23 protein-coding genes are annotated in these 25,627 nt (G+C 72.1%); 8 read left to right on the plus strand and 15 right to left on the minus strand.

The window, feature by feature from the left end:
* Window positions 1-60: 60 nt before the first annotated feature.
* A complete protein-coding gene (locus OEIGOIKO_RS01945) occupies window positions 61-1,593 on the minus strand; it encodes a class I adenylate-forming enzyme family protein (RefSeq protein WP_125051224.1) in 1,533 nt (510 codons plus the stop codon).
* 214 nt (window positions 1,594-1,807) lie between these two features.
* Between OEIGOIKO_RS01945 and OEIGOIKO_RS01950 the strand changes: the two genes are divergently transcribed.
* Both OEIGOIKO_RS01950 and OEIGOIKO_RS01955 read left to right on the plus strand, forming a co-directional pair.
* Window positions 1,808-2,437: a hypothetical protein gene (locus OEIGOIKO_RS01950; protein WP_125051226.1), complete on the plus strand. Its 630-nt coding sequence runs from the start codon at window positions 1,808-1,810 to the stop codon at window positions 2,435-2,437.
* Window positions 2,438-2,640: 203 nt separating this feature from the next.
* A complete protein-coding gene (locus OEIGOIKO_RS01955) occupies window positions 2,641-3,036 on the plus strand; it encodes an STAS domain-containing protein (protein WP_246177130.1) in 396 nt (131 codons plus the stop codon).
* Window positions 3,037-3,308: 272 nt separating this feature from the next.
* On the opposite strand, the gene OEIGOIKO_RS01960 is transcribed toward OEIGOIKO_RS01955, so the two are convergent.
* Window positions 3,309-4,223, minus strand: a complete 915-nt coding sequence (locus OEIGOIKO_RS01960; protein ID WP_246177132.1) for a chaplin — start codon at window positions 4,221-4,223, stop codon at window positions 3,309-3,311.
* Between the two features lie 616 nt (window positions 4,224-4,839).
* Here OEIGOIKO_RS01960 and OEIGOIKO_RS01965 point away from each other — a divergent pair.
* A complete protein-coding gene (locus tag OEIGOIKO_RS01965; RefSeq protein WP_125051228.1) occupies window positions 4,840-5,301 on the plus strand; it encodes a lamin tail domain-containing protein in 462 nt (153 codons plus the stop codon).
* Between the two features lie 111 nt (window positions 5,302-5,412).
* On the opposite strand, the gene OEIGOIKO_RS01970 is transcribed toward OEIGOIKO_RS01965, so the two are convergent.
* The 5 genes from OEIGOIKO_RS01970 to OEIGOIKO_RS01990 all read right to left on the minus strand — a co-directional run bounded on the left by OEIGOIKO_RS01970 (window position 5,413) and on the right by OEIGOIKO_RS01990 (window position 12,072).
* Window positions 5,413-6,138 (minus strand): GAF domain-containing protein, encoded by a 726-nt coding sequence (locus OEIGOIKO_RS01970; RefSeq protein ID WP_125051230.1) that lies wholly within the window; start codon window positions 6,136-6,138, stop codon window positions 5,413-5,415.
* A gap of 337 nt (window positions 6,139-6,475) precedes the next feature.
* Window positions 6,476-6,742 (minus strand): hypothetical protein, encoded by a 267-nt coding sequence (locus tag OEIGOIKO_RS01975; protein ID WP_125051232.1) that lies wholly within the window; start codon window positions 6,740-6,742, stop codon window positions 6,476-6,478.
* A 180-nt stretch (window positions 6,743-6,922) separates the two neighbouring features.
* Complete coding sequence (locus OEIGOIKO_RS01980) at window positions 6,923-7,687, minus strand: GNAT family N-acetyltransferase (protein ID WP_218039966.1); 765 nt, start codon at window positions 7,685-7,687, stop codon at window positions 6,923-6,925.
* Between the two features lie 165 nt (window positions 7,688-7,852).
* On the minus strand, window positions 7,853-11,536 hold the full coding sequence (locus tag OEIGOIKO_RS01985) for an nSTAND1 domain-containing NTPase (protein ID WP_125051236.1): 3,684 nt from the start codon (window positions 11,534-11,536) through the stop codon (window positions 7,853-7,855).
* A gap of 299 nt (window positions 11,537-11,835) precedes the next feature.
* Entirely contained in the window at window positions 11,836-12,072 is a 237-nt protein-coding gene (locus OEIGOIKO_RS01990; RefSeq protein WP_125051239.1) for a hypothetical protein, read from the minus strand.
* 70 nt (window positions 12,073-12,142) lie between these two features.
* On the opposite strand from OEIGOIKO_RS01990, the gene OEIGOIKO_RS01995 reads away from it, so the two are divergent.
* Window positions 12,143-12,811: a TetR/AcrR family transcriptional regulator gene (locus OEIGOIKO_RS01995; protein ID WP_125051241.1), complete on the plus strand. Its 669-nt coding sequence runs from the start codon at window positions 12,143-12,145 to the stop codon at window positions 12,809-12,811.
* Between the two features lie 91 nt (window positions 12,812-12,902).
* Here OEIGOIKO_RS01995 and OEIGOIKO_RS02000 read toward each other — a convergent pair whose 3' ends face one another.
* Both OEIGOIKO_RS02000 and OEIGOIKO_RS02005 read right to left on the minus strand, forming a co-directional pair.
* Window positions 12,903-13,520 (minus strand): TOPRIM nucleotidyl transferase/hydrolase domain-containing protein, encoded by a 618-nt coding sequence (locus OEIGOIKO_RS02000; RefSeq protein WP_125051243.1) that lies wholly within the window; start codon window positions 13,518-13,520, stop codon window positions 12,903-12,905.
* A 77-nt stretch (window positions 13,521-13,597) separates the two neighbouring features.
* Window positions 13,598-14,170, minus strand: a complete 573-nt coding sequence (locus OEIGOIKO_RS02005; protein ID WP_125051245.1) for a TetR/AcrR family transcriptional regulator — start codon at window positions 14,168-14,170, stop codon at window positions 13,598-13,600.
* A gap of 221 nt (window positions 14,171-14,391) precedes the next feature.
* Here OEIGOIKO_RS02005 and OEIGOIKO_RS02010 point away from each other — a divergent pair, with 221 nt between their 5' ends.
* The 4 genes from OEIGOIKO_RS02010 (at window position 14,392) to OEIGOIKO_RS02025 (ending at window position 17,920) form a co-directional block, all read left to right on the plus strand.
* Window positions 14,392-15,612: a cytochrome P450 gene (locus tag OEIGOIKO_RS02010; protein ID WP_125051247.1), complete on the plus strand. Its 1,221-nt coding sequence runs from the start codon at window positions 14,392-14,394 to the stop codon at window positions 15,610-15,612.
* A gap of 34 nt (window positions 15,613-15,646) precedes the next feature.
* Window positions 15,647-15,838, plus strand: coding sequence for a ferredoxin (locus OEIGOIKO_RS02015; RefSeq protein ID WP_125058385.1), 192 nt, complete (start codon window positions 15,647-15,649; stop codon window positions 15,836-15,838).
* A 322-nt stretch (window positions 15,839-16,160) separates the two neighbouring features.
* A complete protein-coding gene (locus OEIGOIKO_RS02020; protein WP_125051249.1) occupies window positions 16,161-17,264 on the plus strand; it encodes a hypothetical protein in 1,104 nt (367 codons plus the stop codon).
* Between the two features lie 65 nt (window positions 17,265-17,329).
* On the plus strand, window positions 17,330-17,920 hold the full coding sequence (locus tag OEIGOIKO_RS02025; protein ID WP_125051251.1) for a hypothetical protein: 591 nt from the start codon (window positions 17,330-17,332) through the stop codon (window positions 17,918-17,920).
* A gap of 66 nt (window positions 17,921-17,986) precedes the next feature.
* Here OEIGOIKO_RS02025 and OEIGOIKO_RS02030 read toward each other — a convergent pair whose 3' ends face one another.
* From OEIGOIKO_RS02030 to OEIGOIKO_RS02055, 6 genes are all read right to left on the minus strand, one after another.
* A complete protein-coding gene (locus OEIGOIKO_RS02030; RefSeq protein ID WP_246177936.1) occupies window positions 17,987-19,198 on the minus strand; it encodes a sensor histidine kinase in 1,212 nt (403 codons plus the stop codon).
* A 266-nt stretch (window positions 19,199-19,464) separates the two neighbouring features.
* Complete coding sequence (locus tag OEIGOIKO_RS02035) at window positions 19,465-20,298, minus strand: DUF6042 family protein (protein ID WP_125051255.1); 834 nt, start codon at window positions 20,296-20,298, stop codon at window positions 19,465-19,467.
* A gap of 116 nt (window positions 20,299-20,414) precedes the next feature.
* Entirely contained in the window at window positions 20,415-21,665 is a 1,251-nt protein-coding gene (locus OEIGOIKO_RS02040) for an FUSC family protein (protein WP_125051257.1), read from the minus strand.
* A 163-nt stretch (window positions 21,666-21,828) separates the two neighbouring features.
* Window positions 21,829-22,656 (minus strand): SigB/SigF/SigG family RNA polymerase sigma factor, encoded by an 828-nt coding sequence (locus OEIGOIKO_RS02045; RefSeq protein ID WP_125051259.1) that lies wholly within the window; start codon window positions 22,654-22,656, stop codon window positions 21,829-21,831.
* Between the two features lie 292 nt (window positions 22,657-22,948).
* On the minus strand, window positions 22,949-23,866 hold the full coding sequence (locus tag OEIGOIKO_RS02050; RefSeq protein WP_125051261.1) for an aminoglycoside phosphotransferase family protein: 918 nt from the start codon (window positions 23,864-23,866) through the stop codon (window positions 22,949-22,951).
* Between the two features lie 145 nt (window positions 23,867-24,011).
* On the minus strand, window positions 24,012-25,361 hold the full coding sequence (locus OEIGOIKO_RS02055; RefSeq protein WP_125051263.1) for a cytochrome P450: 1,350 nt from the start codon (window positions 25,359-25,361) through the stop codon (window positions 24,012-24,014).
* Between the last annotated feature and the right edge of the window lie 266 nt (window positions 25,362-25,627).

Below are 25,627 nucleotides of genomic sequence, written 5' to 3' on the forward strand. Positions count from 1 at the left end.
GGTGCGGCAGGAGAGGTCTGCCGTTGGGCGGAGCGTGTGAGGTGGCTGCCAGGCGCGACGTCAGCGGCCGTCCGAGGCCGCTCCGTTCTTGAGCGCCTGCCTGTCGACCTTGCCGTTACGGTTCACGGGCAGGCGGGGGACGACGTCGACGGACTCCGGCACCATGAGTTCCTGGCCCAGCTCGGCCAGTACGTGGGCACGCAGGGCGACGGGATCGACGGGGGCGTCCGGATGCGGGGCGACGGTCGCGTGCACCCGCTCGCCGTCGCCCCCGTCCGGGACGCCGAAGACCGCCGCCGCGCGGACGGACGGGTGGCTCAGCAACGCCTCCTCCACGACCCGCGGATAGATGCGCAGCCCCGAAGCATGCATGATCACTTCGCTCTTCCTGGCCTTCAGGAAGAGGGTGCCGGACGCGTCCAGACTCCCGATGTCCCCGGTCCGCAGCCAGCCGTCCCGGATCACCTCCGCCGTGGTGTCGGGATGGCCGAGGTAGCCCGCCATCACACTCGGGCCACGGACCCACACCTCCCCCGCCCGGCCCGCCGGCAGCCGCCGTCCGTCCTCGTCGCGTACCTCGATGCTCATACCCGGGACCGGGCGGCCGGCCCCGGCCAGGCTCTGCGGGCGGTCGGCGTGGTGTTCGCCGGGCTGGAGCACGGTCACCACACCCGCTTCGGTCAGACCGTAGATGTGCTGCAGCACCGGGCCGAGACGGTCGAGGGCCTGCTGTTGACGGCGCAGCGGGGTGGGCGCGGCGCCGTAGCCGAGGCAGCGCAAGGAGGAGTGATCGGTCACGCTGAGCTCCGGGTGGTCCAGGAGCTGGTACAGCAGGGGCGAGGTCAGCACCAGTGCGTTGATGCGCTCCGCGGCGACCGTCGCCAGGACCGCGCCGGGGTCGAATCCGTCGTGGAGCACCAAGGTGCCTCCCGACAGGAGGGTGGGCAGCGCGAAGTGCCCGCTGATGTGGCTCATGGGCGTGCACACAAGCCGCCGTTCACCGGGCACGGCCAGCCCGTGCCCGCCCACGAGCCCGGCCAGGGCGTCGTACAGGCCGTGCGTGTGCACGACCGCTTTGGGCAGGCCCGTCGTGCCGCCCGTGCAGAGCACGGTTCGTACGCGGTCGGCGGGCACCGCGGGCGGGCCTGGTTCGGCCGGCCGCGCGGCAGCCTCCGCCGCCAGGTCGCGGCAGGACGGTGCCGGGCCCAGCGACAGCAGTTCCCCGATGCCGGCCGCCGCGGCCAGAGCCCTGGCGGACGCGGCGTGGCCGGGGGCGAAGACCAGTGCTCCCGGGTGGCTGTGCCGCAGCAGTTCCGCCCGCTCGGCGTTGGTCGCGCCGGGTGCCAGCAGGGCCAGTCGGTGTCCGAGGAGGTGGGTGGCGAGCTGGACGGCGACCACCTCCGGGCGGTTGTCCGCCAGGACGGCGACGCCGCTTCGCGCGCCGGGCGAGGAACGCAGGACGGCCGCGATGCCACGGACGGTCCGCGCCAGCTGCCCGTACGTCCACCGCCGGTCACCGTGGACCAACGCCTCACGGCGCGCCCACGGGCCGTCAGCGGCTCGCATCAGTCCCGCGGCGTAGTGCGCGTCCATATCGTCCTCCGTCAGCGTCACCGTTGCTGTTGCCGTTGCTGTTGCTGCTTGCTGCTTGCTGCTTGCTGCTTGCTGCTTGCTGTCTGCTGTCTGCTCGGCATTCACTGTCCCGCATCACTGCGGAGTCCGGCCCCTGGAAGAACGGCATGTACGAGGACGGCCGCGAGCGTCGCCGGTCGCGGCCGCCCGCATGCCCTCCAGTAGGTTCGACCTCATGTCGATGCTGTCCTTTCCGCTCACTCCCTCTTACCTCGACCACCTGCTGGAACTCGCTGACGTCCCGTGGTGCTGCGACGCCTTCGACGCGGCCTTCCAGCGCCGCGGCTGGGCCCGCCCGGCCAGCGGCGGTGAACCCGCCGTCGGATGGCTGGACCACTGGCCGCTCGGTGACCCGGACCCGCTGTCCTGGCACGTACTGCTGGGCGAATACCCGGGCTGTTCAAGAACCGACGACCGAAGCGTCGCGTGCGACGAACCGGAATGCCACGAGGACTCCTTCCTCGCTTTTCCGCTGGCCTACGCGGCGATCGGGCTCACCGATTCCGTGACCGAGGAGCCGGTCGATCCGCGGGAATTGTGGGGCGACCCGCTTCCCTCCGAGGGCGTGTACACGGCGCATGCCACGCGGGCGGAATTCCTCGCCTGCTACGACCGTGCCGCGCACCTGCTCCGGGCCCGGCTGGGCACACCGCTTCGCACGCCGCCGCCCGTGCAGTCGGACCCTCCCGAGCGGCAGATTTCCTGGGTACGCGGGAAGAGCCTGGTCAGCCTGTTCCTCGTCGACAACGTGTACAACTACAGCCAGGACGACTGGATAGGTATCGACATCCGGCCGCTCAGCTGAGTTTCCCGGGCCTGGGCCGGGCGGGGCGGGGCGGGCCGGTGCCGGTTCGTCCGGTGGGCGTAGGAAAAGTCGTTGCGGTGGGTCGGGGTGGCGTCGGCGGAGGTGGGTATGCCAAGGGCACGGTAAGCGCGTTGGGCCGTCAGGGGCCGCGCGCTCCTGGGGTTCGAGGCGTCCAACTCTGTGTACGGAAGGCCGCCGCCCTGTTGACCCGACCCGCTCTTTACCACCTGCTCCTCCTGCCTGACGGCTCCTGGGACGCGGTGGAGTGCCTGGCCGCCATGATCCGCCGCCGCGCCACGGTGCCCACCGTTATTGTCGATGTGTCGGCGGTCCACCGGCTGACCATCGACGCGCTGGCCGTCCTGGTCCGCAAGGCCATGCGGCTGCACACGGTCGGCGGTGCGCTGCTGCTGGCCGGCCCGCATCCCGCCGTACGCAAGCTCATCCAGCGCACCGCGACCGGCTCCCTGCTGCCCGTCTTCGCGGGCAGTGCCGCCGCCGTCCGGGCGCTGGCCCAGGACGGCCGTACCTGGCACCAAACGGAGCTGGCTTCCGGACGGGGCACGCTCTTCCCCGACCCGCCGGTGGGGCACAGCTGAGAACACCCGGTGCCGGTCGTGTGAAGGGTGCGACGGGGCGCGTTGCCCGCTGCGAAGCACGGTCGTTGACCCGGCGTGGAGGTCATCGTTGCGGGCGTTGCGGATGCTGTGAGCGTTGCGGACGCTACGGATGTTGCGGGTGGGGAGGCAGCTACCGGGGCGGGCGCGGGCGGGGCGTCGGCGTTCTCGTCCTGGCGGTTCCCGGCCGGGGCCGGGAACCGCCGTAGCGGCTGGTGGAGGAGGTGCGTCAGGACGTCAGACGCGCCGGCACATCACGCGCGCGAGGCACGGCTGCGGCGGAAGAGCACCACACCGCCGAGCAGGAGCGCCGCGCCCGTGGCGGCCGTGGCACCGGCATGACTGCTTCCCGTGTGCGCGAGTGCCGGCCGCTGGGCGTCCTGCACGCTGTGGTCGACCTGCCGCCCCTTGCCTCCGGCCGGTGCCGCCGCGGACGACGGCTGGCGGTGGTGTGCCGCGGGCCCGGTCCGGGAGTCCACCGCGCCGGCGACCTCGGCCGGAGGCCGCTGACCAGGCAGGCGGGGGTCGGAGGGCGGCCGGTGACCGCCCGGCCCCGGGGTGCCGGGAGTCTCGTGCGCGGGAGGCCGGTGGCCCGGGGGCTGGTGGCCGGGAGGCTGGTGGCCAGGGGGCTGATGCCCGGGCGGCTGGTGACTGCCGGGGGGCTGGTGACCTGGGGGCTTGTGGCCCGGAGGCTGATGGCTGCCGGGCGGCTTGTGCCCAGGAGGCTTGTGCCCAGGAGGCTGGTGGCCGGGAGGCTTGTGCCCCGGAGGCTTGTGGCCAGGAGGCTGATGGCTGCCGGGCGGCTTGTGCCCAGGAGGCTTGTGCCCAGGAGGCTGATGGCTGCCGGGCGGCTTGTGGCCCGGAGGCTTGTGCCCGGGCGGCTGGTGCCCCGGAGGCTTGTGGCCGGACGGCGGGCGGTGTCCGCCAGGGTTGGCGCAGGTGTTGCCGAAAGCGGGGTTGAGCAGGCCGATGACGTCGACGGTGTTGCCGCAGAGGTTCACCGGCACGTGCACGGGCGCTTGGAACACGCCGCCCGCGATCACGCCCGGAGACCCGACGGAGGCCCCTTGCGCACCGGCGTCGGCGTGGGCGGCACTCGCCGCCACGCCGGTGAGCATCCCGGTCGCCGTCGCGGCGACCAGCACGCTTCGTTTCACGATGTGTTGCACGTGTGGTCCTTCATCTTTCCGAAGGTGACGAACCGGGCACCCGCCGTTGACCGGGCACCCGCATCCCGAAAGGGATACCGCCCAGCACCCGGGACCGGGTAGCGCCGCCCGGAGGGCGAACACCCGGTCACTCCCGCTCCGTTGGTCAACCGCAACGGAGACGGGCAGCAGTGCTGAGCGCGTCGTATCGGACCAAACGAGTGATCCGCCCGAAGGAAACGCACGACTTTTCCCGCACCCGTTCACCGAAACGGTTCTCCGGCCGGCCACGGCCCCCGTACGAACCCACCTCCGCTTGGACATGCGTTCGCCTCAACCCGCGACGCCCCTGCACGCCCGTACGGAACACCACCCCCAACGGCACCGGGAGCACCAAGCCCCCAGGTCAGCGGCGCATGTGCGGCGGTGCGCCGGGGGCGCGCGAGGGCCGGTCACGCGCGGAGGCGTACACCACGGGTACGGCGCGGGTGTGCGAATGTCCGTGTTGTGTAAAGGACGGTCGCCTCTTCGGCCACGGGCTGGCGAGCGGGCGCACAGTGAGGTCCGCCCGGCAGCAGTCCGGGCGTCGAGTCACACCGGTCCCGCTGGGTGCGGGGCCGCCCGCAGGAGGTTCGTCATGTTCCGTTCCGCCCGTACGGCCGCCGTCGCTCTCGGCTCGGCCGCCCTGGTCGCCACCGCAGCGCTGCCCGCCGCCGCCACCGACGCGCACACGCTGCCGGCCAAGCACCGTTCCCCCGTCGTGATCGGTGCCGTGCAGGCCGACAGCCCCGGCCGCGACGACGGCTCCAACCGGTCCCTGAACGCCGAGTGGGTCACCGTCAAGAACACCGGGCGCCGCGCGGTCGACCTCGACGGCTGGACCCTGACCAGCGAGCGCACCCACCAGGCCTACCACTTCCGCCACCTGCGCCTCGGCGGCCATCAGGAAGTACGGGTCCACACCGGCAAGGGCCGCGACACCTGGCGCGATGTCCACCAGGGCCGCCGCGACTACGTCTGGCACAACCACCGCGACACCGCCACCTTGCACGACGGCCACCGCCACGTGATCGACATCAAACGCTGGGGCCGCCGCTGACCACCACTCCGGGGCCGTCGGCCGGCGGCCCCGGACGCCCAAGTGCGCCGCGGCCATGGGGGGGCCGCGGCGCACCGCACTGTCCACGGCCGTACCTGAGGGCCCGCGACGCTACCCCTCTTCGTGCGGTCCCTCGCGGTGGCGCTTCAACACTTCGCGCGCGAGGGCCGGCAGGGGGCGGCCGGTGGTGAAGGCGCTCGCGCGCAGGCGTGCCAGGGCTTCGCTGACCGAGATGCTCAGGAGGCCGGCCAGTGCGCCGGCGGCGCGGTACGTAGTACCCCAGTGATCGTCGATGAGCCGGGCCGGACGCCAGGGCAAGGGGGCGTCCCTGGCGAAATAGGGCAGGCACCGGTCGGCCAGGACGGCGGCCGTCTCCTCCAGCACCTGCATGGTGTCGTCGAGCGTGGGGTCGTCCAGGCGCAGGGGCTGGTACCGCAGGCAGTCGGCCGTGGCGAGGGTGCGCGGTCCGAGGTTGAGGGGGAAGGCGAAGACGGCAGCGGCGTGTTCGAGTTCCTCGTGCAGGCGGGGAGCGAAGAACGGATACGGCATGGGGTGTGCCCGGACGTCCGGATAGAGCACCGGACGGCCGGTGGCCGCCGCCTCCGGGCCCGGGCCTTCTCCCGTCTCGTACTGCACTTCCTCCAGGCGCAGCGCGGCCGGTCCGGTCGCCGCGAGCAGCTGTCGGTCGGCCGGGGTGGTGGCCAGACACAAGGACACGTCGTCCACCGGCAAGCCGTGGCGGATCGCGGCGCACAGCCGTTGCGGGAGGCGGGCGTCGTCGCGTTCACGGGCGGCTGCGCGTACCAGGCGCGCCGTCCTGCTGCCGAACGGTGTCACGGTCTCCCTCCGGGAAGCGTCGGTTCCTGTTCCCCGGGTGCCCGTCCCTCCTGGAGGCGAACCGGTCATGTCGCCCGGAATTCAGGGCGGCATGAGTCGCGACAGCGTGGTTGCGTGCCGCACGGCGACCGGCGAATGCGGGAGCACCGACAGCGGGAGCGTCGGGAAACCACCCGGGCTTCGTGGGTTACCGGCAATTTCCCTGTCCGGCACCGGCACTGACAGCCGGAAGCACGAACAGCCGAAAGACCAGAAGGACGAAAGCACGAAGCGCCGAAAGGGCAGCGAAAAGCCGGGCGGCGGGAAGCCGCCCGGCGAAAGGTGCGGACAGAGCAGACTACGGAGTGGTGAACAGCCACCACGAGGTCGTACCGTTCTGCGCGCAGAAGAACGACTGCCACTGACCGGCCTGCTGGCCCTGGTTTCCGACGACCCAGCAGACTTCGAAGCTCGCGTACGGACCGTAGACCACCGTCGGAGCTGCGGACACGGCCCGGGCGGCGGAGTCGGAGACCTGCGGAGCTGCCGTCGCGGCCGACGGCAGCGCGAAAGCCGCGGAGGTCAGTACGACCACGGATACACCGCGCAGCATTTTCCTGAACATGAGCGTTCCCCCTCGTCGTCATCCGTGACAGGGGCGACCCCAGGCCCGTCGCGGGCAGCCGCACGATCACCCACACGGGTAACCTCCTCCTGGCGGTCAGCTTTACGGCGCGCATGAATTCCTCCCGGCGCACCACCGCTCCTCGCGCCCGCGTACACGCCGGGGGACCCGACGTTCCGCTCAGGGAATAATCGCGTATTCGGTGAATGACCCACAGGTGCCGAATCCCAGCCCCCGGTAGACGGGCTCGCCGTCCGCCGACGCTTGCAGGACGGCGGTCCGGTACCCCTCGTCGCGGGCGGCGTGGAGCGTTGCGCGCGTGACGGCGCCTCCGTAGCCGCGTCGGCGGTGCGTGGCGAGGGTCGCGATGTTGTAGATCCCTGCCACACCGGCGTGCAGGAAGACCTCCGCCGAGCAGACCGGCCGGCCCTCCAGGTAGCCGACCAGGTACCGGGCCGGGCTGTCGGCGGCGAGCGCCCACCGCGCGGTCTCGGCGTAGAACTGCCGGACGGTGGCGGCCGGAGGGTTCCACAGCGAGGCGAGCACCATGGCGTAGTCGCTGAGGTGTTCCCGGGTGGTCACCGGGCGGATGTCGAGACGGTCGGCGTGCGGCCGCGGCGGAGCCTCGCGGAGGTCCAGCCACATGCCCGCCTCGGTCTCGGAGGCCCTCAGCCCCGCGGCCTCCAGGTGTGCGGGCAAATCGGCCGGCGTCGAGGCAGGGCCCACCCACCACGAGAAGGGCCGGCCGGTGGCTGTGAGTTCCCGGACGGTCCGACGGACACGTTGTGGTGCCGCCTGCGGAGTGAAACGCGCCGCTGCGACGATGTTGAAGGTGTCGTCGGCCAGTCCGCTGTCGGCGACCAACAGGTCGTCCGCCTCGACGACCGCCGCGCCGTCCAGGCGCCGGTGGAGGTGGCAGGCGTGCTCGGCCAGATTGCGTTCCATCCTGAGCTGGAGATCAGCTTGGCCGGCCGCCGGGGGATGCGAAGTGTTCGGTGTACACATAGTGCTTGCATGCAACACCCTTGGCTGCGGGGCAGCATCCGAATTTGCCGCCCGGCCCTCACGCCGCACCGCCCTCACCGTCACCGCCCCCACAACACACATCCCTCACGGCGCACACCCCTCATGGCGCGGCGGGTCCGTCAGATAGGTGGTGCGTTCCTGGTGGGTCAGGTCCCGGTCGACAGTGCGGCAGATTCTGGCGATGGCCTCCTCGGGGACGGGCAGGTCCAGGCGCCACAGGTGGGCCTTGTTGTCCGTCTGGCCGACGGCGAGGGTGCGGCCGTCGGGGCTTACGGCCATGGACGTCACCGGCCAGCCGCGGCCGGGCAGGGTCAGGCGGGGCTGGGCCGAGGCGAGGTCCCACAGCCGTACGGTGCGGTCGTCTCCGCCGGTGGCGAGGGTGCGGCCGTCCGGGGTGAAGACCACGGACCGTACAGGTCCGGTGTGGCCGGTCAGGACCGTACGGGTGCCGCCGGTCTCGGTGTCCCGCAGCCGGACGGTGCCGTCGGAGCTGCCGGAGGCCAGGGTTTGCCCGTCCGGGCTGAAGGCCACGGCCCACACGGTGTCGCGGTGTCCGCTCAGGGTCGCGTTCAGCTGCCGGACGGACAGGTCCCACAGGCGTACCTTGTGGTCGTGGCCGCCGGTGGCCAGCGTGCGGCCGTCCGGGCTGAAGGCCACCGATGTCACGGGGGGCCCGGACTCGCCGAGGGTCGACCATGACCGGCCGCGGTCCGTGTCCCACAGCCGGACCCCACCGTCCGTGTCGCCGGTGGCCAGCGTGCGCCCGTCGGGGCTGAACGCCAAGGTGAGGACGCTGCTTTCGACGTCGAAGGCAACCCGTTTGCGACCGGTGGCGGCGTCCCACAGCTGTACGGTCTCGTCCTCGGCGCCGGTGGCCAGCGTGCGCCCGTCCGGGCTGAACGCCACGGACAGCACCGCGCGGCTGTGGCCGCCCAGGACGGCACGGGAGCGGCCGGTCCGGGAGTCCCACAGGCGCGCGGCGCCCTCGTCGCTCCCGGTGGCCACGGTGCGCCCGTCCCGGCCGAAGGCCACGGAGGTGACGTCGCCGGTGTGGCCGGTGAGCGTGGTGCGGGCCCGGGTCCGGCGGACGTCCCACAGCCAGAGTGCGCCGTCGGCGCTGCCGGTGGCGAGGGTGCGGCCGCCGGGCCCGAAGGCGATCGCGGTCGTCCCGCCGGCGTTGCCGCTGAGCGCCGCTCCGGACTTGCCGGTCCGTGTCTCCCAGAGTCGTACGGTGCCGTCGTCACTGCTGGAGGCCAGGGTGGACCCGTCGGGGCTGAACGCCACCGACGTGACGGCGTCGGTGTGGCCGCTGAGGACCGTGCGGGTCGCGCCGTCGTCCGGGGCGCACAGCCGCACCGTACCGTCGTCGCTGCCGGTGGCCAGTGTGCTGCCGTCGGGGCTGAAGGCCAGGGTCACCACCACGTCCGACCGGTCGGCGAGGGTGGTGCGGGGCTCGCCGGTGGCCGCGTCGCGCAGTTTGACGGCGCCGTCGTCGCCGGCGGTGGCCAGGGTGCGCCCGTCGGGGCTGAAGGCGATCGCCTTGATGCGGTCGCTGTGGTCGGTGAGGACGGTGCGGGCGGTGAGCTCCCGGGTGTCCCACAGGCGCACTGTGGTGTCCCAGCTTCCGGTGGCCAGCGTCCGGCCGTCGGGGCTGAAGGCCATCGACGTCACGGCGGAGGCGTGGCCGGGCAGCGTGGCCTGTCTCCGGCCGGTCCCGGTGTCCTGCAGGCGTACGGTGCCTTCGCCGTCCGCCGTCGCGAGCGTGCGGCCGTCTGCGGTGAAGGCCACCGTGTTCGGGCCGGTGCGGCGACCGGCGGCCGTCGCGTTGGAGACGGTGCGGGACCGGCCGGTGCCGGTGTTCCACAGCCGTACGGTGCCGTCGTCGCTGCCGGAGGCCAGGAAGGTCCCGTCCGGGCCGAACGCCACCGTCTTCACGCCCTGGGTGTGGCCGCTCAGGCGGCGCCGCGCGGGCAGGGCGGCCGCGGCGAAGACACTGGCGGTGGCCTCGGCCGTGGGGCGGATGCGGTAGGCGTGGACGGCCAGGAGGGACGCCAGGTCGGGGTGGCCGTCGAGAAGGGTGACGGACTGGGCGGCCAGTTGCCGCGACAGCGCCGTACGGCGCTGGCCCTCACTGCTGCGGTACTGCGCGAAGGCCACCATGCCCGCGATCAGGGCCAGAGCCAGCAGGACCGCCAGCGAGACGGCCGCCTGACGCAGCCGGCGAGTGGTGCGGGCCGCCGTCCGCTGCTCCTGTTCGTGGGCAGTGGTGGCGGCGGTCAGGAACTCTTCTTCCAGCGGGGCGAGATCACCGCGGGCGGCGGAGGTGGCGAACGCCTCGCGGGCCGCGGCCAGGCGGGTACCGCGGTACAGCGCCCCCGGGTCGCGGTCCAGCGCGGCCCACACGGCCGCCGCCTCGGTCAGCCGGCGGTGCACGATCAGGCGTTCGCGGTCGTCGTCGACCCACTGCTGCAACCGGGGCCACGAGGTGATCAGCGCCTCGTGGGCGAGGTGGACGCTGTCCTCCTCCGTGGTCACCAGACGGGCCCGTGCCAGGCGCTCCAGCACCCGGGCGGTGGTGGGATCCTCGGCGCCCAGTTCGGTGCGCGGGGCCGGCCGGCGGGTGTCCGGGCGTCCCTGGCCGGGGGCGATGAGGCGCAGCAGGATACGCCGGGCAGCCCGTGCCTGGTCGGGCGTCAGGCCGGTGCAGAGGTCTTCGGCGCTCTGGGCGACCGCGCCGTGGATACCGCCGGCGGCTTCGTACGCCTCCAGGGTCAGGTTACGGCCGCGGCGGCGCCGCCAGGTCTCCAGCAGGGCGTGCGAGAGCAGCGGCAGGCCGCCCGGCTCCTGGTCCACCTCGTGGATCAGGCGGGCGGTCAGCGGGCGTTCGACGAACAGGCCCGCGGCCGTGGCGGGTTTGACGATCGCCTGGCGCAGCTCGTCCGGGCTCATCGAGGCGACCGCCACGGTGGACTCGGCCGTGGCGGCGGCCAGTTCCGGCAGCTCCAGCAGACGGCCGTAGAAGTCCGCCCGTACGCCCAGCACCACGCGCAGCCCGCTGTCCGCCGCACGGGCCGCCAGCAGCAGGCGCAGGAAACCGGTCCGCTGACTCGGGTCGTGGCAGAGCGTGAAGAGTTCCTCGAACTGGTCCACGATCAGCCAGGTGTCCCCCGCTCCGCTCTCCTGGCCGGCCGGGACGCAGCGGGCCCGGTGGGTGCGCAGCGGCTGGGCTCCCGGAGTCAGCAGGCGCAGTGCTGCGGGCCGGCGGTCCGGGTCGGCGGTCTGCTGCAGCCGGGGCACCAGTCCGGCCCGCAGCAAGGAGGACTTGCCGCTGCCGGACGGGCCCACCACGACCGTCAGCCGGTGCGCGAGCGCGCTGTCCACCAGGGTGGCCACCAGGGCTTCCCGGCCGAAGAACCGTTTCTCGTCCGCCACCTCGAAGCGGGCCAGCCCCCGGTACGGCGGCTCGACCCCCTCCTCCTGCTCCGGCGGCACGGGCACGGCCGCCACCTCGCGCGCGGCCCGGCGCCAGCGCTCCGCCCACTCCGCCTCTTCCCCGCCGCAGGCCCGTACGTACGCCAGCACCGTGGACAACGAGGCGAGTTGCTCGCCGGAAGCGGCCCGCGACAGCGTCGGAGCCGAGCAATCGACCCGCTGCGCCATCGCCCGGTACGTGATCCCGCCGGCCGCCCTGCGCAGCGTGCGCAGCTCGTGGGCGAAGCGCTGCACGGGGCCGGCGGCCGGATCCAGGGGAAGCTCCCGGCGTCCCATCCGTACCTGCCCCTTTCCTCGCGATCACGTCCCGCCCACCCCAGCACGGCCCGCCCACCCGTAGAAGACGCCTGTCAGCCAACTGCGGTACGCGGGGGGGCAAGCTGCGGTTTTTGATTCACCGCAGGTGAGGGCCCTGCGCATCAATGCGGAACCACGAGAGCTTGGAGCACGACGGCCGGCGGGCCGGCACGCGGTGCGGCACGGCACGGCACCGGGAGTGTGGCGCGGCACGGGGGTGCGGCACAACGACCGGGGACGTGACGCGGCGGGGGGCGGCCCGTCGGTCGGCCCGCCGGTCATTGCCGGCCGTCCCCCGGCCGGGATCCCGGCTTCCCGCTCCTACCGCCCTCGAACCGACGGACAGCGGCCCGCAGCCCGGCCTTCACCGCGGGGTCCGCGCAGCGGCGTACTCCGTCGAGCCTCCCCCTGCGCCGCAGGGTCAGAGCGATGGCGAAGACCAGCGCCGCCAGCACCACGAGCCCGCCGGCGATCAGACCGAACCTGATGAGCATGAGATGGAGGTACGTCTCCACGGAGCATTCTCCTTCGTTGTGTCACGCCTGTGATAAATCCGTTGTATCACAGGCGTGATAGAAAGGTCGCATGCCCCGACATGTAGATCCGGAGGCGCGCCGCCGCCTCGTCGTCGACGCGTTGTTCCGCGTCGTCGTCCGCGATGGTCTGCAGCGCACCTCGCTGCGTGCCGTCGCCGACGAGGCGCGGCTCAACATCGGTTCACTGCGGCACTACTTCGACAGCCAGCAGGACCTGATGCGCTTCGCCATGCAGTCGATGCTCGACCGGGTCGAACGACGCCTGCTCGAACACGTCGAGCGGATCGGGGACCTGGCGCGGCATCCCCGCCCCGAACAGCTCCGGCTCGCCGCCGGGTTCCTGGCCGAGCTCCTGCCGCTCGACGAGCGCCGCCGCGCCGAGGTCACCGTCTTCCTGGACTTCAACACCGCGGCCCGTACCGACCCGGCCTTCGGCGACCTGTCGCGCCGGACCGCCGAAGGCACGGGCAACCTGGTACGCCGGGCGCTCACGCGGCTCGTCGCGGCAGGCACCCTGCGGCCCGGCCTCGACATCGGCATCGAGACCGAGCGGCTGACGGCACTCCTGGACGGCCTCGGGCTCAGAGCGGTACTGCACCCCGCGAGCCTGTCCCCGCGGACCTGCGTCGATGTGCTGGCCGCGCATCTTCGCGACCTGTCGCTGCCTGGTGCGGAGGCGGCCCCGGGCGCGGACTCGGACTCGGCTCGGACCGCGTAGCGACATACGCCGGATACGCGGTGCGCTGCGCCTGAACGCACCGTCGTACGCGGTGGTCGCTCGGGCCTCGGCCGTGGCTCCGCCCCGACATTCACAGGCTCAGGAGAAGGCCGTCCAGCGGGGCCGGCACCTGTCCAGGGCCGAGGGCCTCCACGAGGAGGCGGCCGTAGCGGATCTTGCGGCCCTTCTTCGTGCCGAGGAAACGCCGCAACTGCTGGTGCCGGGGCCGGCCGTGCTGTGCGGGCTGACGCAAGAAGGTCTGCCAGGCCCGCAGGTCGCCCTCGGCCCGTACGATCTCCTCGGCCCTCGCCGTGCCCAGCGTCCGGATCAGCTCGTCCTCCAGGTCCGTCACGCACACGAAGAACCCCGCGCACGGAGCCCCTGCCCGCGCCAGGCCGCGCTCGTAGTACCGCTGCTCGCCCTCGTCGCACAGGCCGGCCAGGCGCAGGCCGAGGCCGGGCGGCCCGAGGAGTCCGGCGTAGCGGCCGACGCACATCGCCCCGCCCATCGGCAGGACGCACACTCCTTCGGCGGCGAGGTTTCGGCCACGCCGTTCGGCCAGCGCCTCGACGGCCGCGTGGTCGCTCGGCCCTTCCAGCAGCACCGCCGTCCGCACTCCCAGGCGCACGGCCAGATCGCTCGCGGGCCCGCCCCGCCCGCCGCCGGCCCAGCCGCTGACCGCGTCCCGGAACGCGCACATGTCCGCCATGGAGCGAGTCTGCGCCTCCGCCGCTGGCGCGGCACGGCATTTTCGACGGCGCCTCGCGCCCTTCAGCAGCCCCGCAGTTACCGCTCCTCGCGAGGATGGCCGGAGCGCGGCGTCGGTCTCGGGGCCGGGGCCAGGACCAGCGGCAGGTAGACATCGTCGATGATCTCGATGATGGTCTCGTCCTCCACGGGGGCCCCGAAGAGCAGGAACTCGTTGCGGAGCAGGTCGGTGGCGACGCCGGCCCGCCGTGAGACCGGCACCCACTCCTCGACCTCGCCGCGCTCGACGGCCCGCCGCAGGATGGTCCGGACCGCCACCGGGCCGGTGGTGTGGATACGTTCACGGATCAGCCGGGCGAACTCGGGGTCGCGGGTCAGATCCACCAGCAGGCCGCGCATGATGCCGCCGATCGGGCTGTCCATCTTGGCGGACACCTGCCGCAGCAGGGCAAGCATGTCGCCGCGCAGTGTGCCGGTGTCGGGCAGTTCGACGTCGGACAGGCCGCGTGCCTGCCAGGCGTCCAGGGCCAGTTCGGCGCGTCCGGTCCACCGGCGGTAGAGGGCGGCCTTGCTCGTACGGGCGCGGGCGGCGACGCGTTCCATGGTCAGCGCGGCGTAGCCCACCTCGGCCAGTTCGTCGAACGCCGCCATCAGGATGGCGTGTTCCAGTTCCTCGCCGCGGCGCCGCGGCCCTTTGCGGTGGTCGGCGGCCGGCGGGGCGGGCCGGTCGTCGGCGTTCGAAGACAGCGTGACTCCTTGGAGTGGGCAAAGGATGCCGAGAGGACGTTGCGTTCTCTAAGGGAGCACTCTAGCCTCCGAGTTAGAGAACTGACCGTTCTTTAAAAAGGCTGTCAGCACCTTCAAGGGGACCGATGACCGAGACCTCTGCACCTCTCCGTACGACCGACGCCCCCGCCTTCCCCAGCAACCGCACCTGCCCGTACCAATTACCCGCCTCCTACGCCCGGTTGCGTGACGAACCGGACGCGCTGCGGGCGGTGACCCTCTACGACGGCCGGCAAGCCTGGGTGGTGACCAAGCACGAGACCGCCCGCAAGCTGCTCGCCGACCCCCGGCTGTCCTCCGACCGCAACCACCCGACCTTCCCGCTCACCTCCCCGCGCCTGGAGGCGCTGCGCGACCGCCGACCCGCCTTCATCGGCATGGACCCGCCCGAGCACGGCAAGCGGCGCCGGATGACGATCAGCGAGTTCACCGTCAAGCGCATCAAGGGGATGCGCCCGGACGTCGAACGCATCGTGCACGGGTTCCTCGACGAGATGCTCGCGGCGGGCCCGCCCGCCGACCTGGTCAGCCGGTTCGCGCTGCCGGTGCCCTCGATGGTGATCTGCCGGTTGCTGGGTGTCCCGTACGCCGATCACGACTTCTTCCAGGACGCCAGCAGGCGCCTGGTGCAGTCCACGGACGCGGCGGACGCGGCCGGCGCGCGCGACGACCTGGAGCGGTATCTGGACGAACTGATCACCGGCCTGGCGGCCGAGCCCGGACCCGGCCTGCTCAGCGCGCTGGTCCACCGGCAGCTCGCGGAAGGTGCGACCGACCGCGAAGAGCTGATCTCCAACGCCATGCTGCTGCTCATCGCCGGGCACGAGACCACCGCGTCGATGACCTCCCTCAGTGTCATCACCCTGCTCGACCACCCCGACCAGCTGGCCGCCCTGCGCGCCGATCCGGCACTCGTCCCCGGCGCCGTCGAAGAGCTGCTGCGCTATCTTGCCATCGCCGACATCGCGGGCGGCCGGGTCGCCACCGCCGACATCGAGATCGACGGGCAGCTGATCCGGGCCGGTGAGGGCGTGATCGTCACCAACTCCATCGCCAACCGCGACGCGGACGTCTTCCGCGATCCCGACACCTTCGACATCCACCGCTCGGCCCGGCACCATCTCGCCTTCGGCTACGGCGTCCACCAGTGCCTCGGCCAGAACCTGGCCCGGCTCGAACTGGAGATCATCCTGACCGCGCTGTTCGAGCGCATCCCCACCCTGCGGCTGGCCACCCCGGTCGAGCGCCTGGAACTGCGTCCCGGCACCACCATCCAGGGCGTCAACGAACTTCCCGTCACCTGGTGACCCGGACAGAGGAGAGGGAGAAGAGGTGGAACCGATGAAGGTGACCGCCGACCGAGCGGTCTGCGTCGGCGCCGGAATGTGCGCACTGACCGCGCCCGACGTCTTCGACCAGGACGAGGACGGCATCGTCACCGTACTCACCCCGGAGCCCGGCGACGACAGCCGGGACGCCGCCCTCGAAGCCGGAATGCTGTGTCCGTCCGGCGCCCTGCGGGTGGAGGAATGACGGAGAAACAGCGGAGGAGCAACCGAGGGACAGCGGCGAAGCCGGACGGGCTCCGGCTTCGGTGAGGTTCGCCGATCACTTGCCACGGGCGCCGGTACAGGGCGGGGCTCGTGGAGTGGTCGGCGCTTCCGCATGTGACGATGCCGCCGGCCGCGATTACGTACGTAACTGTCGAGCCCCCAGGCTTCACCTACGCAACATTCACCTACCCCTTGAATTCCGCACGTTGAGTACACAACCGTTCCTCGGCACCGGCCGTCAGGACAGGTGTACAGATGCTCGTGCCACCTATGTGGCAGCTGGAATTCGAGAGGTGTGCTGGATGAAAATACGCCGTGCCCTGACGGTCGCCGCGGCGGCCGCCGTACTAGCACCCGTCGCCGTCATGGCCGCGCCCGCCGCCGCGTTCGCGACGGAGCCGGCGCCGGGGGCCGGTGTCCGTACCCCCGCCTCCGCCGGCCCCACGGAAGCCGGGAACCCGGGCCAGGCCGGCACAGCCGATGAGGGCGAGAAGGGCGAGCAGGGCGGGAACAAAGGCCAGGACGCCAAGCCTGCCGACAAGGCCGACAAGGCCGATAAGGACACCGAAGCGGGCAAGGAGGGCAAGGCCCCCGGTACCGGCCCTGCCGCCGGTACGGGCAAGAACCCCGAGGGCGGCGAAGGCACGAAGGGCTCCGAAGCCGCCAAGGGCAGCGAGAGCACCGAAGGCCAGGACCAGACCTGCGCGTTCGCGTCCGACCAGCTGCGGGTGGCGGTCAACAAGGTTCCGCCCCAGCTGGTCGCGGGCGGCGCCTGGACGCGGTTCTCCATGACGCTCGGCAACACCACCGGCAAGGCCATGGAGCAGGTGCAGCCGTTCCTGCACGTGTCCTCCTCGGAGGACGTGGACCGGCCGTGGTTGGAGCTGGAGACCGAGTACCACGACAGCAGGACGAATTCCTGGAAGACCTTCCAGGACGCGGACACGAGGGAGCTCTTCGGCTCCTTCGCGATCGGCGCGCACAAGAGTGTCACGCTGGAGCTGCGTACCCGTGTGGTGAAGAACGCCAAGCCCGGCTCCGGGTTCATGCTCGCCTCGGGCGACTACCGCAACCGCGACGGTTCCTGCGGCTCGGCCAAGGAGTCCTTCACCGACTTCACGATCCTGCCTGCCGGCGGCAAGCCCACACAGCCCCCGGCCACGAAGCCGGGCCAGTCCGGCAAGCCGGGCGGCGACGCGGCCCAGAGCGGCACTCACGCCGGTGCCGGCTCCGACGGCGGCGCCGGGCCGCAGGGTGGTCAGCTCGCCCGGACCGGCTCCGCCACCGCACTGCCGACCGTCGCGCTCGCCGGCGGCGCCGCGATGGCCGTCGGCGCGGGAGCCGTGTTCGGCTCGCGGCGGCGCCGGGGCGCGGCCGCCCAGGGTGGCACGGACGCCACCGCGTGAGCGGCGGGACCGCGCCCCGCACGATCCGCGAACGTACGAAGAAGAAGTACGAGAAAGAGGTTCCCATGAAGATACGCCGTGCCCTTTCGGCCTCGGCGGCGACGGCCGTCCTGCTCCCGGTGGCGCTGGCCGCGGCGCCCGTCGCACAGGCGGCTCCCGCCGAGGAGATGCCGCCCTGCCACGAGATCGGCGGGCACCACAACCAGGCGTTCGTGGGCCGGTCCTTCGGCGTACCCCAGACGATCACCCTCGGCACCAGGTGGAACACCTTCAACGCCACCCTCACCAACACCTCGAAGAAGGAGATGAAGTCCTTCAGCCTCAGCGCCAAGGTGAGCAATCACGTCTACAACCCGGGCGAGCGCTACCTGAGCCCCTACGCCGACCTGCAGTACTGGGACCCGGCGCGGAAGGCGTGGCAGACGCTGCGGGAAGGCGAGGTCGCCTCGGGCGCCGTCCCGGCCCCCAAGACGCTCAAGCCGCGTGAATCCGTCCATGTGCAGCTGCGGTTCCGGGTCCGGGAAGGGCTGCCCCTGGGTGATCAGGCGTACGACGCGTACGCCTACCTGACCGGCACCTTCGTCGACCGCTACAACAGCATGGACTGCACGGTGAGCGATGTCGCCGGTGACACCTTCGCCATCGTGAAGAAGTAGGTCACCGGTCCGCGAAGGCCCCGACAACCCTGTACCCGGCCGGTTTCCCGGCCGGGTACGGCTGTCTCAGAGCGGCAGGACGACGCGGACGGTCAGCCCGCCGCCCTCGCGGGGTGTCGCCGTGGTGGTGCCGTCGTGGGCGCGTACCGCCGAGCGCACGACGGTGAGGCCGAGGCCGACGCCCTTGTCGCTGCCGGTGCGTTCCGTGCGCAGGCGCCGGAACGGCTCGAAGAGGTTCTCCACCTCGTAGGCCGGGACGGCCGGGCCGGTGTTGGAGACCACCAGCACCGCGCAGCCCTGCTGCGGCTCCGTCGTCACCTCCACCCACCCGTCCTGGGGCACGTTGTAGCGCACCGCGTTCTGTACGAGGTTGAGCGCGATGCGCTCCAGCAGGACACCGTTGCCCTGGACGAACGCCTGCTGGCGCACGCCGCGCATCTCCACGCCCTTGGCCTGCGCCTCGGCGCGGGCCTGGTCGACGGCCTGCGAGGCCACCTCGGCCAGATCGACCGGCTTCTTGTCCACGATCTTGTTCTCGCTGCGCGCCAGCAGCAGCAGACCCTCGACCAGCTGCTCACTGCGCTCATTGGTGGCCAGCAGCGTCTTGCCCAGCTGCGCCAGCTCCGGCGAGGCCTGCGGATCGGCGAGCTGCACCTCCAGCAGCGTCCGGTTGATCGCCAGCGGCGTGCGCAGCTCGTGCGAGGCGTTGGCGACGAACCGGCGCTGCGACTCGAAGGCCCGGTCCAGCCGGTCCAGCATCTCGTCGAAGGTGTCGGCCAGCTCCTTGAGCTCGTCGTCCGGACCGCCCAGCTCGATCCGGCGGTGCAGGTCCGAACCGGCCACCCGCTGCGCGGTACGGGTGATCCGCCCCAGCGGCGACAGCACCCGCCCCGCCATCGCGTACCCGAAGGCGAACGCGACGACGGTCAGGCCCAGCAGCGCCAGCAGCGACCGGTTGAGAAAGGTCTGGAGCACCGAGGCGCGCTGCTCGCGGAGGCAGTTGCTGATGGCCGCGTTGATGTCGTCGACCGTGGCGACCGCCGGAAGGTCCCGGCAGTTCACGTTGCCCAGGCTGATGTCCGAACCGAAGACCTGGAACTCCGGGGTGCCTTCCTTGAGGGTGTTCGCCGCGAACATGTAGATGATCGCGAGCAGCACGACGCCGGCCATCAGGAACATGCCGCCGTACAGCAGCGTGAGCCGTATCCGGATGGTCGGCCGGAACCATCGCACCGGCCGGAGCGCGGGCTCCGGGCCGGCGGACGGCTTCGGAGGCAGGACCGTCGACGGGTGCGGCTCGGCGGGGACAGGCACGGCGGTCAGCCCCGGCAGCCCCGCAGAACGGACAAGGCGACCGGTACGGGGACGGGGACGGGAAACGGGCCCACTGCTGTTCCTTCCTCAGGTGTTGCGCAGTACGGCAGTAAACGGGAGTACGGCAGTACGCGGCGGTGCAAACCTTGCCCATCCTGCACGGAAGTGCGGTAAGTCGGCGGTAAGCATCGCCTGGCGCCCATCGTGAGGACGAGGAGGACGCGGGACCGTCAGACGACGCGCACCACCTGGTTGCGGCCCTCGTCGATACGGGCCCAGTCCACGGCGACCAGGAAGCGGCTCTGCCCGGTCAGATCCTTCGCCATGACGGTGACGGGCGGCTGGCCGCGGTACAGCTTGATCTCGCCCGTGACGGTGACGAGGTGGTCGAGGGTGTCCCGCAGCCTGCCGGCCCCGAAGCCGGTGGCCTGCTTCAGCCGTTGCAGTGTCGTGATGAACTGCGCGGGGCGGCCGAGCGTGTGGGTGACGTAGTGCAGCAGGGCGCGTTCGGCCGGTTCGCCGTCCTGCATCCGCCGGAGGCGCCGGAGGCGTTCGAGGAGCTCTTCCGGCAGCCGCAGCACGTCCTCCGGCCGGGGGAAGCAGTCGGGCATCGTCCACCGCCCGTCCTCGCACCGGGCGATCCCCAGGCGCTCCAGGACCACTGCCAGGTCCCGCATGGTGGACGGGGCCGGGAGGCCGGCCGCGCGCAGCGCCTCTTCGCACCACGCGCGGTGCTTCTGCGCGTCCGCCGTGATCCGCGCGGCTTCCTCGGGGCTGTCCGCCGCCTCCACGGCCTCCGCGTCCAGCCATACCAGCGGCGACTCCAGTCCCTGGCCGCCGATACCGCGCGGGGCACGCCGGGGGTCGTCGCCGAAGACCTGTACGGCGACGGCGTCGAGGTCGCCCCTCACCCCCCGGGCCGTCGCGGTGCTCAACAGCATGACCGCCCACATGGCCTGGTGGAGCGGCATGACGACGGGCCAGCCGCTCTCGAACCAGTCGTTGTGAATGCACAGGGACCCGTCACCCGGCAGGGTGGGAGCGTCGGTGGTCTCAGCAGACATGTCGTTCTCCTTGTCGGTTGAAAGGACTAACGACGGCGGCGGCGCACGGTGCTGGTGCCGGCCGGCTGCGAACATCACCCGGACAGGTCCGCACCTGGGGGAACCCGGCACGGACGTCATGCGTCATCGACCTGCTGCTGGAGTACGTCACAGGTGTACTGGAACTCGTCCATCAGCCGGGTGGCCTCCACCACGAGCACTCCGTAGGGGTAGGCCGGGTCGGTCAGCGGCAGCCCGTCCTGCTCGGCCTGTTCGGTCACCCCACGGCAGCACTCCTGGGCCTGGTCCGCCAGACCGCACAGTTCGCCGGCCTGGTCGGACAGCGATTCCTCGGTCAGCTGCCCCAGGACCTGGGTGATCCGGGAGACGGACTCCAGGAAGTCGGCGTAGCCGCGCAGGAAGCGCCGGTCCCGTTCGCTGCCGTCCTGGCGCCATTGGTCGAGGCTGCGGGTGAGCGAGGCCATCTGGTACATGGTCCGCTCCAGCGCCCTGAGCACCGTGCCGTACCCTTCGAAGCCCTTACGGCCCCGGTGGCGGCCCAGGCGGTTGCGCGGGTTGTAGTAGAGGCTCTCGCGCGCCGTCCGCAGCCCGTTCTCGGCCTGGTTGATCAGCCCGCCGGTCTGTTCGGCGCGGCTGCGCCAGTGGCTGATGCGCTCCTCCTCCATCTCGCCCTCCCGCATCGCCGGGTACATGTCGCTGACCAGGTCGCACAGGGCGCGGGCGAGGGTGTGGATGCCGTGTTCGGCGCTGCGGTAGCGCAGCGGCGGGACCAGGGCGACGTTGACGATCACGCCGACGCCGCACCCGATGAGGACCAGCAGGATGATCTGCCCCAGGTGAGTGATCTTGCCGATTCCGGCCGGTGCCGAGACATAGGTGGAGAAGGCGAAGAAGGCCGCCGTCGCCACCTGGGAGCCCTGCGACCCGAGGGCGGGCCACCGGCCGATGGTGAGCGCCACCACCGCCACGAGGGCGAAGGTGAGCAGGTCGGGGCCGGCCAGGTACCCGAGGACGGCCTGCACGGCGACCCCGGTCGCCACCGCCCCCACGTACCGCAGCGACTGCAGCAGGGACTGGTACACCGTCACCTGCATGATCAGGACCGCGGAGAACGGCGCGAACGCCGGTGACTCCGCGTCGAGCAGGTTGTAGGAGAGCACCCAGGCGGCGGTCGCCGCCAGCGTGCTCTTGCCGATCAGCAGCAGCGTGTGGCGTTCGTGCCCCGCCGAGCCCCAGGCCCGGCTCCACCACTGCCGCACCCGGGCGAGGCGCCCCTGCTCGGCGGGCTGCTCGCGGTGGCCCTGCGAGGTTCCTTGCCGTGCGGGCCCGCGCTGTACGGGCTCTTGCTTCCGCGACTGACCGGCCATGCATGCTCCGTTCCTCTTCCGGTCCGCTTCTGTCGGTGGACCGTACGTTTTCACTCGGTACCCCTTCGGCGCGGCCACACCTCATGCCCCGCCCGTCCCGCCGGAGCGGAAACAGGGCGGAGGCAAGGGACGAGGTGGGGCCGCGCAGGGGCCGTACGGTTGCTCAGGCAGCCTTGCGGTACTGCTCCGCCGGGGCCCGGGTCGCCTCCGTACGTATCCGGGTCAGCGCCCGGTTGAGCAGGCGGGAGACATGCATCTGCGACACGCCCAGTTCGGCGGCGATGGCACTCTGCGTCATGTCCTCGAAGAACCGCAGGTACAGGATGCGGCGGTCCCGTTCGGGCAGCCGGGCCAGCACCGGTTTGACCGTCTCGCGGTCCTCGACGAGCGCGAAGGCGTCTTCGAGGGCGCCGAGGACGTGCAGCAGGGTGTGCTCGTCGCCGCCTTCGCCGCCCTGGTCGAGGGCGGCGTCCAGGGACAGCGACCGGTAGCTCTCCAGCGCCCGCAGCCCGAGCGTGACATCCTTCTCCGACAGCCGGGTGTGCGCGGCGATCTGTTCGGTGCCGGGCGTCCGCCCGTCCAGGGTGGTGCTGAGTTCCTTGACCGCGAGACGGACCTTGTTGCGCAGTTCCTGGATGCGGCGCGGTACGTGCACGTGCCAGGTGTGGTCGCGGAAGTGCCGCTTGAGTTCGCCCGTGATGGTGGGCACGGCGAACTGCTCGAACGCGTCCGCGCGGTCCGGGTCGAAGCGGTCGACGGCCTTGACCAGGCCGAGGGCGGCGACCTGCTTCAGGTCGTCGAGGTGTTCGCCGCGCTCCCGCAGCCGGTACGCGAGGCGGTGGGCCATCGGCAGCCAGGCGGTGATGATGCGCCGGCGTATCTGCTCCTTGACCGGCCCGTCCTCCAGCGTTGCCAGCAGACGGAACTCGTCACTGGTGTCGACATCCTTGGCACCGCGCTCATGGGGGCGCGCGGTCGCGGGGGTGGCCATCGCCGGCTCTCCTTTACCGCTTCACTTGGGTGGTCACAGGCAGGCGAGAGGCCGGTCCGGAAGACGGCAGACGGGCCCCTCGGCCGAGAAAAGGGAAGGGTGCCTACGGTTCCGAAGCACTGCCGCTCGTGTGTCCCGGCCGACCGGCCTTACACCCGGCGTCCGGGCGTTGTCGCTGTGGTCTGAGTCACGGAGCGGGCACCCCTGCCGGACGGCCCCGCAGTACGGCCGGCTCCTCACACGGCCACGCCGTACGGCCACCCCGCCGCACGCGCGTCGCACCGGCGCCCCGCTACCGGCGCAGCAACGCCTCCGCGACGGTGACCTGCGACGGGGCGAGTGCCGTCGCCCCGTCCTCGATGTCCCACAGGGAGTTCTGCAGCAGCCGGCCCAGCGTCCAGCCGGCCGCCCGTTCGCGGTCCAGCCCGAGCGCCTCGGTGAGCAGGTCGAACCGGCGGCGCACCACGCGGTGGGCCCGGCCCGTCGCGGCGATCTCCTCCCACCGGCTGTCCAGGGCGGGCCACAGGTCGAAGCCGGGGTCGCCGGCCAGCGGTTCCGGGTCGATGGCGAGCCACGGTTCGCGCTCCCCGGCCAGCACGTTGCCGTGGTGCAGGTCCCAGTGCAGCAACCGGTCGCCCGGCTCGCCGGCCAGGTCGGCCACCACCGAGGCCCAGTGCCGCAGGTGCTGACGGTCGGCGGGGTCGGACAGCGCCGTCACCGCCTCCGGCGTCTGCTCCAGCATGCCGGCGGCGATGTCGCCGAGTCCGCGCAGGCCCGCTGGGGCGGGAACGGCGACGAGGCGCCGCAGCAGTCCGGCCAGGATGGCCGTCGCGGTGTCGTCGTCCGCGACGGAGGCGAGCGTACGGGCTCCGTCCAGCCGTTCCAGCAGCATGACGCCGCTCGGCCGGTCGTGCGCGATCAGCCGTACGGCGCCGTCACCGTTCCAGGTGCGCAGTCCGACCAGTGCGGCGTCGGTCTCCTCCGTGGGCATCTGGGACCGCAGTACGGCGCGCGTCCCGTCCGTACGCACGACCGGGAGGACGAGCGAGGCCATCCCGGACCGGGCCGCACCGTCCCGCCTCAGCTCCCAGCGCTCCAGGAAATCCGCGACCTGGGCGGGCAGGGCGGCGAGCCAGGCCCGTCCGGCGTCGCTCTTGCCGTACGACGCGGCCAGCGCGTCCGGGACGTCGACGCTGTCCGAGGTGCTCATCAGGGAGTTTCCTTATGCCGGGGCCTGGGTCGGAGCCGGACCGGGGCCGCCGGGCCGGAGCTGCCGGGGCCGGGCCCGGGGACCGCGCCGCGAACCTATCGGACTTCCGCGCGGCACGATCATGAGTGGTGGCTTTCCGGCCATGTCAGGGGCGGCGCTCGGTGACGGTCATGGGGATGCGGTCGGCCGCCGCCACCGCGGAGGCGATCTCCTTCGGGGTGTGGCCGGGTACGGGGACGAGCTGCCACCTCGGGAGCCAGGTGGCCAGGGCGATGGTCGCCTCGGTGTAGATGAACTGGTCGCCGAGGCACTTGCGGTTGCCGGCCCCGAAGGGGATGAACGTCTCGCGGCCGAGGCCGGCTTCCCGCTGCCGCTCGGGCAGCCACCGGTCGGGGTCGAAGCGGTCGGCGTGGGCGTAGACGTTCGGGTCGCGGTGCAGGGCGTAGAGGCTGAAGGCGACCTCGGTGCCGGCCGGCAGCCGCACGCCGTTGATGACCACCGGCTCGGTGGCCCGGCGCATGAGGAGGGTGACACCGTGCAGGCGGATCACCTCGTCCAGGACCCGGCGCACGGTCGGCAGGCGGGGCACGTCCTCGACGGTCACCGGGCGGTCGCCGACGGCCTCCGCGATCTCCGCCACCACCTGCCGTTCCACCTCGGGGTGCCCGGCCAGTTCGTGGAAGGCCCAGGCGAGCGTGCCCGCCGTGGTCTCGGCGCCGGCGAAGAGGATGGTGCTCAGCTCGTCCCGTACCTCGGTGTCGGACAGCCGGTCGCCCTCCGCGAGCAGCAGCGACAGCAGGTCGTCGTGGCCGGTGTGCTGCTCGGTACGCGCGGTCCTGATCACTTCGTCGATGACCTGGCGCAGCTCGGCGACCGCGGCGTCGAACTCGCGGTTGGGGCGGATCGGCAGCCGGTCCAGGATCTTCGGGGAGGCCGCGCGGAGGAGCAGGTTCTTCAGGGCGATCGGCAGATTTCTGCGGATGGCCTCCACCGCGGGCCGGCCGATGTCCGAGGAGAACATGGTGGAGGCCAGCGTCTCGATGCTGAAGGCGGCCATCTCGTGGGCCACGTCCAGCTCCTGACCGGCCGTCCACCGGTCGGAGACGGCGAGGGCGTTGCGCCGCATCGTGTCGGAGTAGGCCGCGATGCGCTCCTTGGCGAACATCGGCTGGATGAGCCGCCGGTGCGCGCGGTGCAGTTCGCCGTTGGCGTTGGCCAGGCCGTTGCCCGCGAGGGGCCGCAGCCGGTCGAAGAAACGTCCCTTCTCGAAGGAGCGGGCCTGGCGCACCGTCACCTCGTGGACGACCTCGGCGGATGTCGCCACGTAGATGGGCATCGTGCCGAGGTCGAGTCGGACGAGCTCGCCGTGCTCCCGCAGGGACGTCATGAACCCGAAGGGGTTGCGCCACAAGCTCACCGCGTGCCCGAGCAGCGGCACCGCTCCGGGCGCGCGCGGGACCGACTCCGTACCGACCGACTGCTCCGCTACTGCCACGACTCGTCCTTTGCTCGGGCGGAACGCCGCACCGGAAGGTACGGCGCACACCGGCGGGCCGGAGCGGGAGAGGCGCCGTCAAGGGCGGTGCGAAGGGGCGGCGTTGTGCCCGCCGCGCTTCCGTCGTGCCGCACTGACATCGTTGCCTCTCCGTTCCGGTCCGACCGGCCATCCATCATGATCAATTGTCCGGCAGGTGCCGTAAAGGGGGCGTCCCGGGCCGGTTTCCGCCCCGGGGGGACCGTTCATCTCCTCCTTGCATGCCC

It is taken from the genome of Streptomyces paromomycinus (assembly GCF_003865155.1).
Lineage (GTDB): Bacteria > Actinomycetota > Actinomycetes > Streptomycetales > Streptomycetaceae > Streptomyces > Streptomyces chrestomyceticus.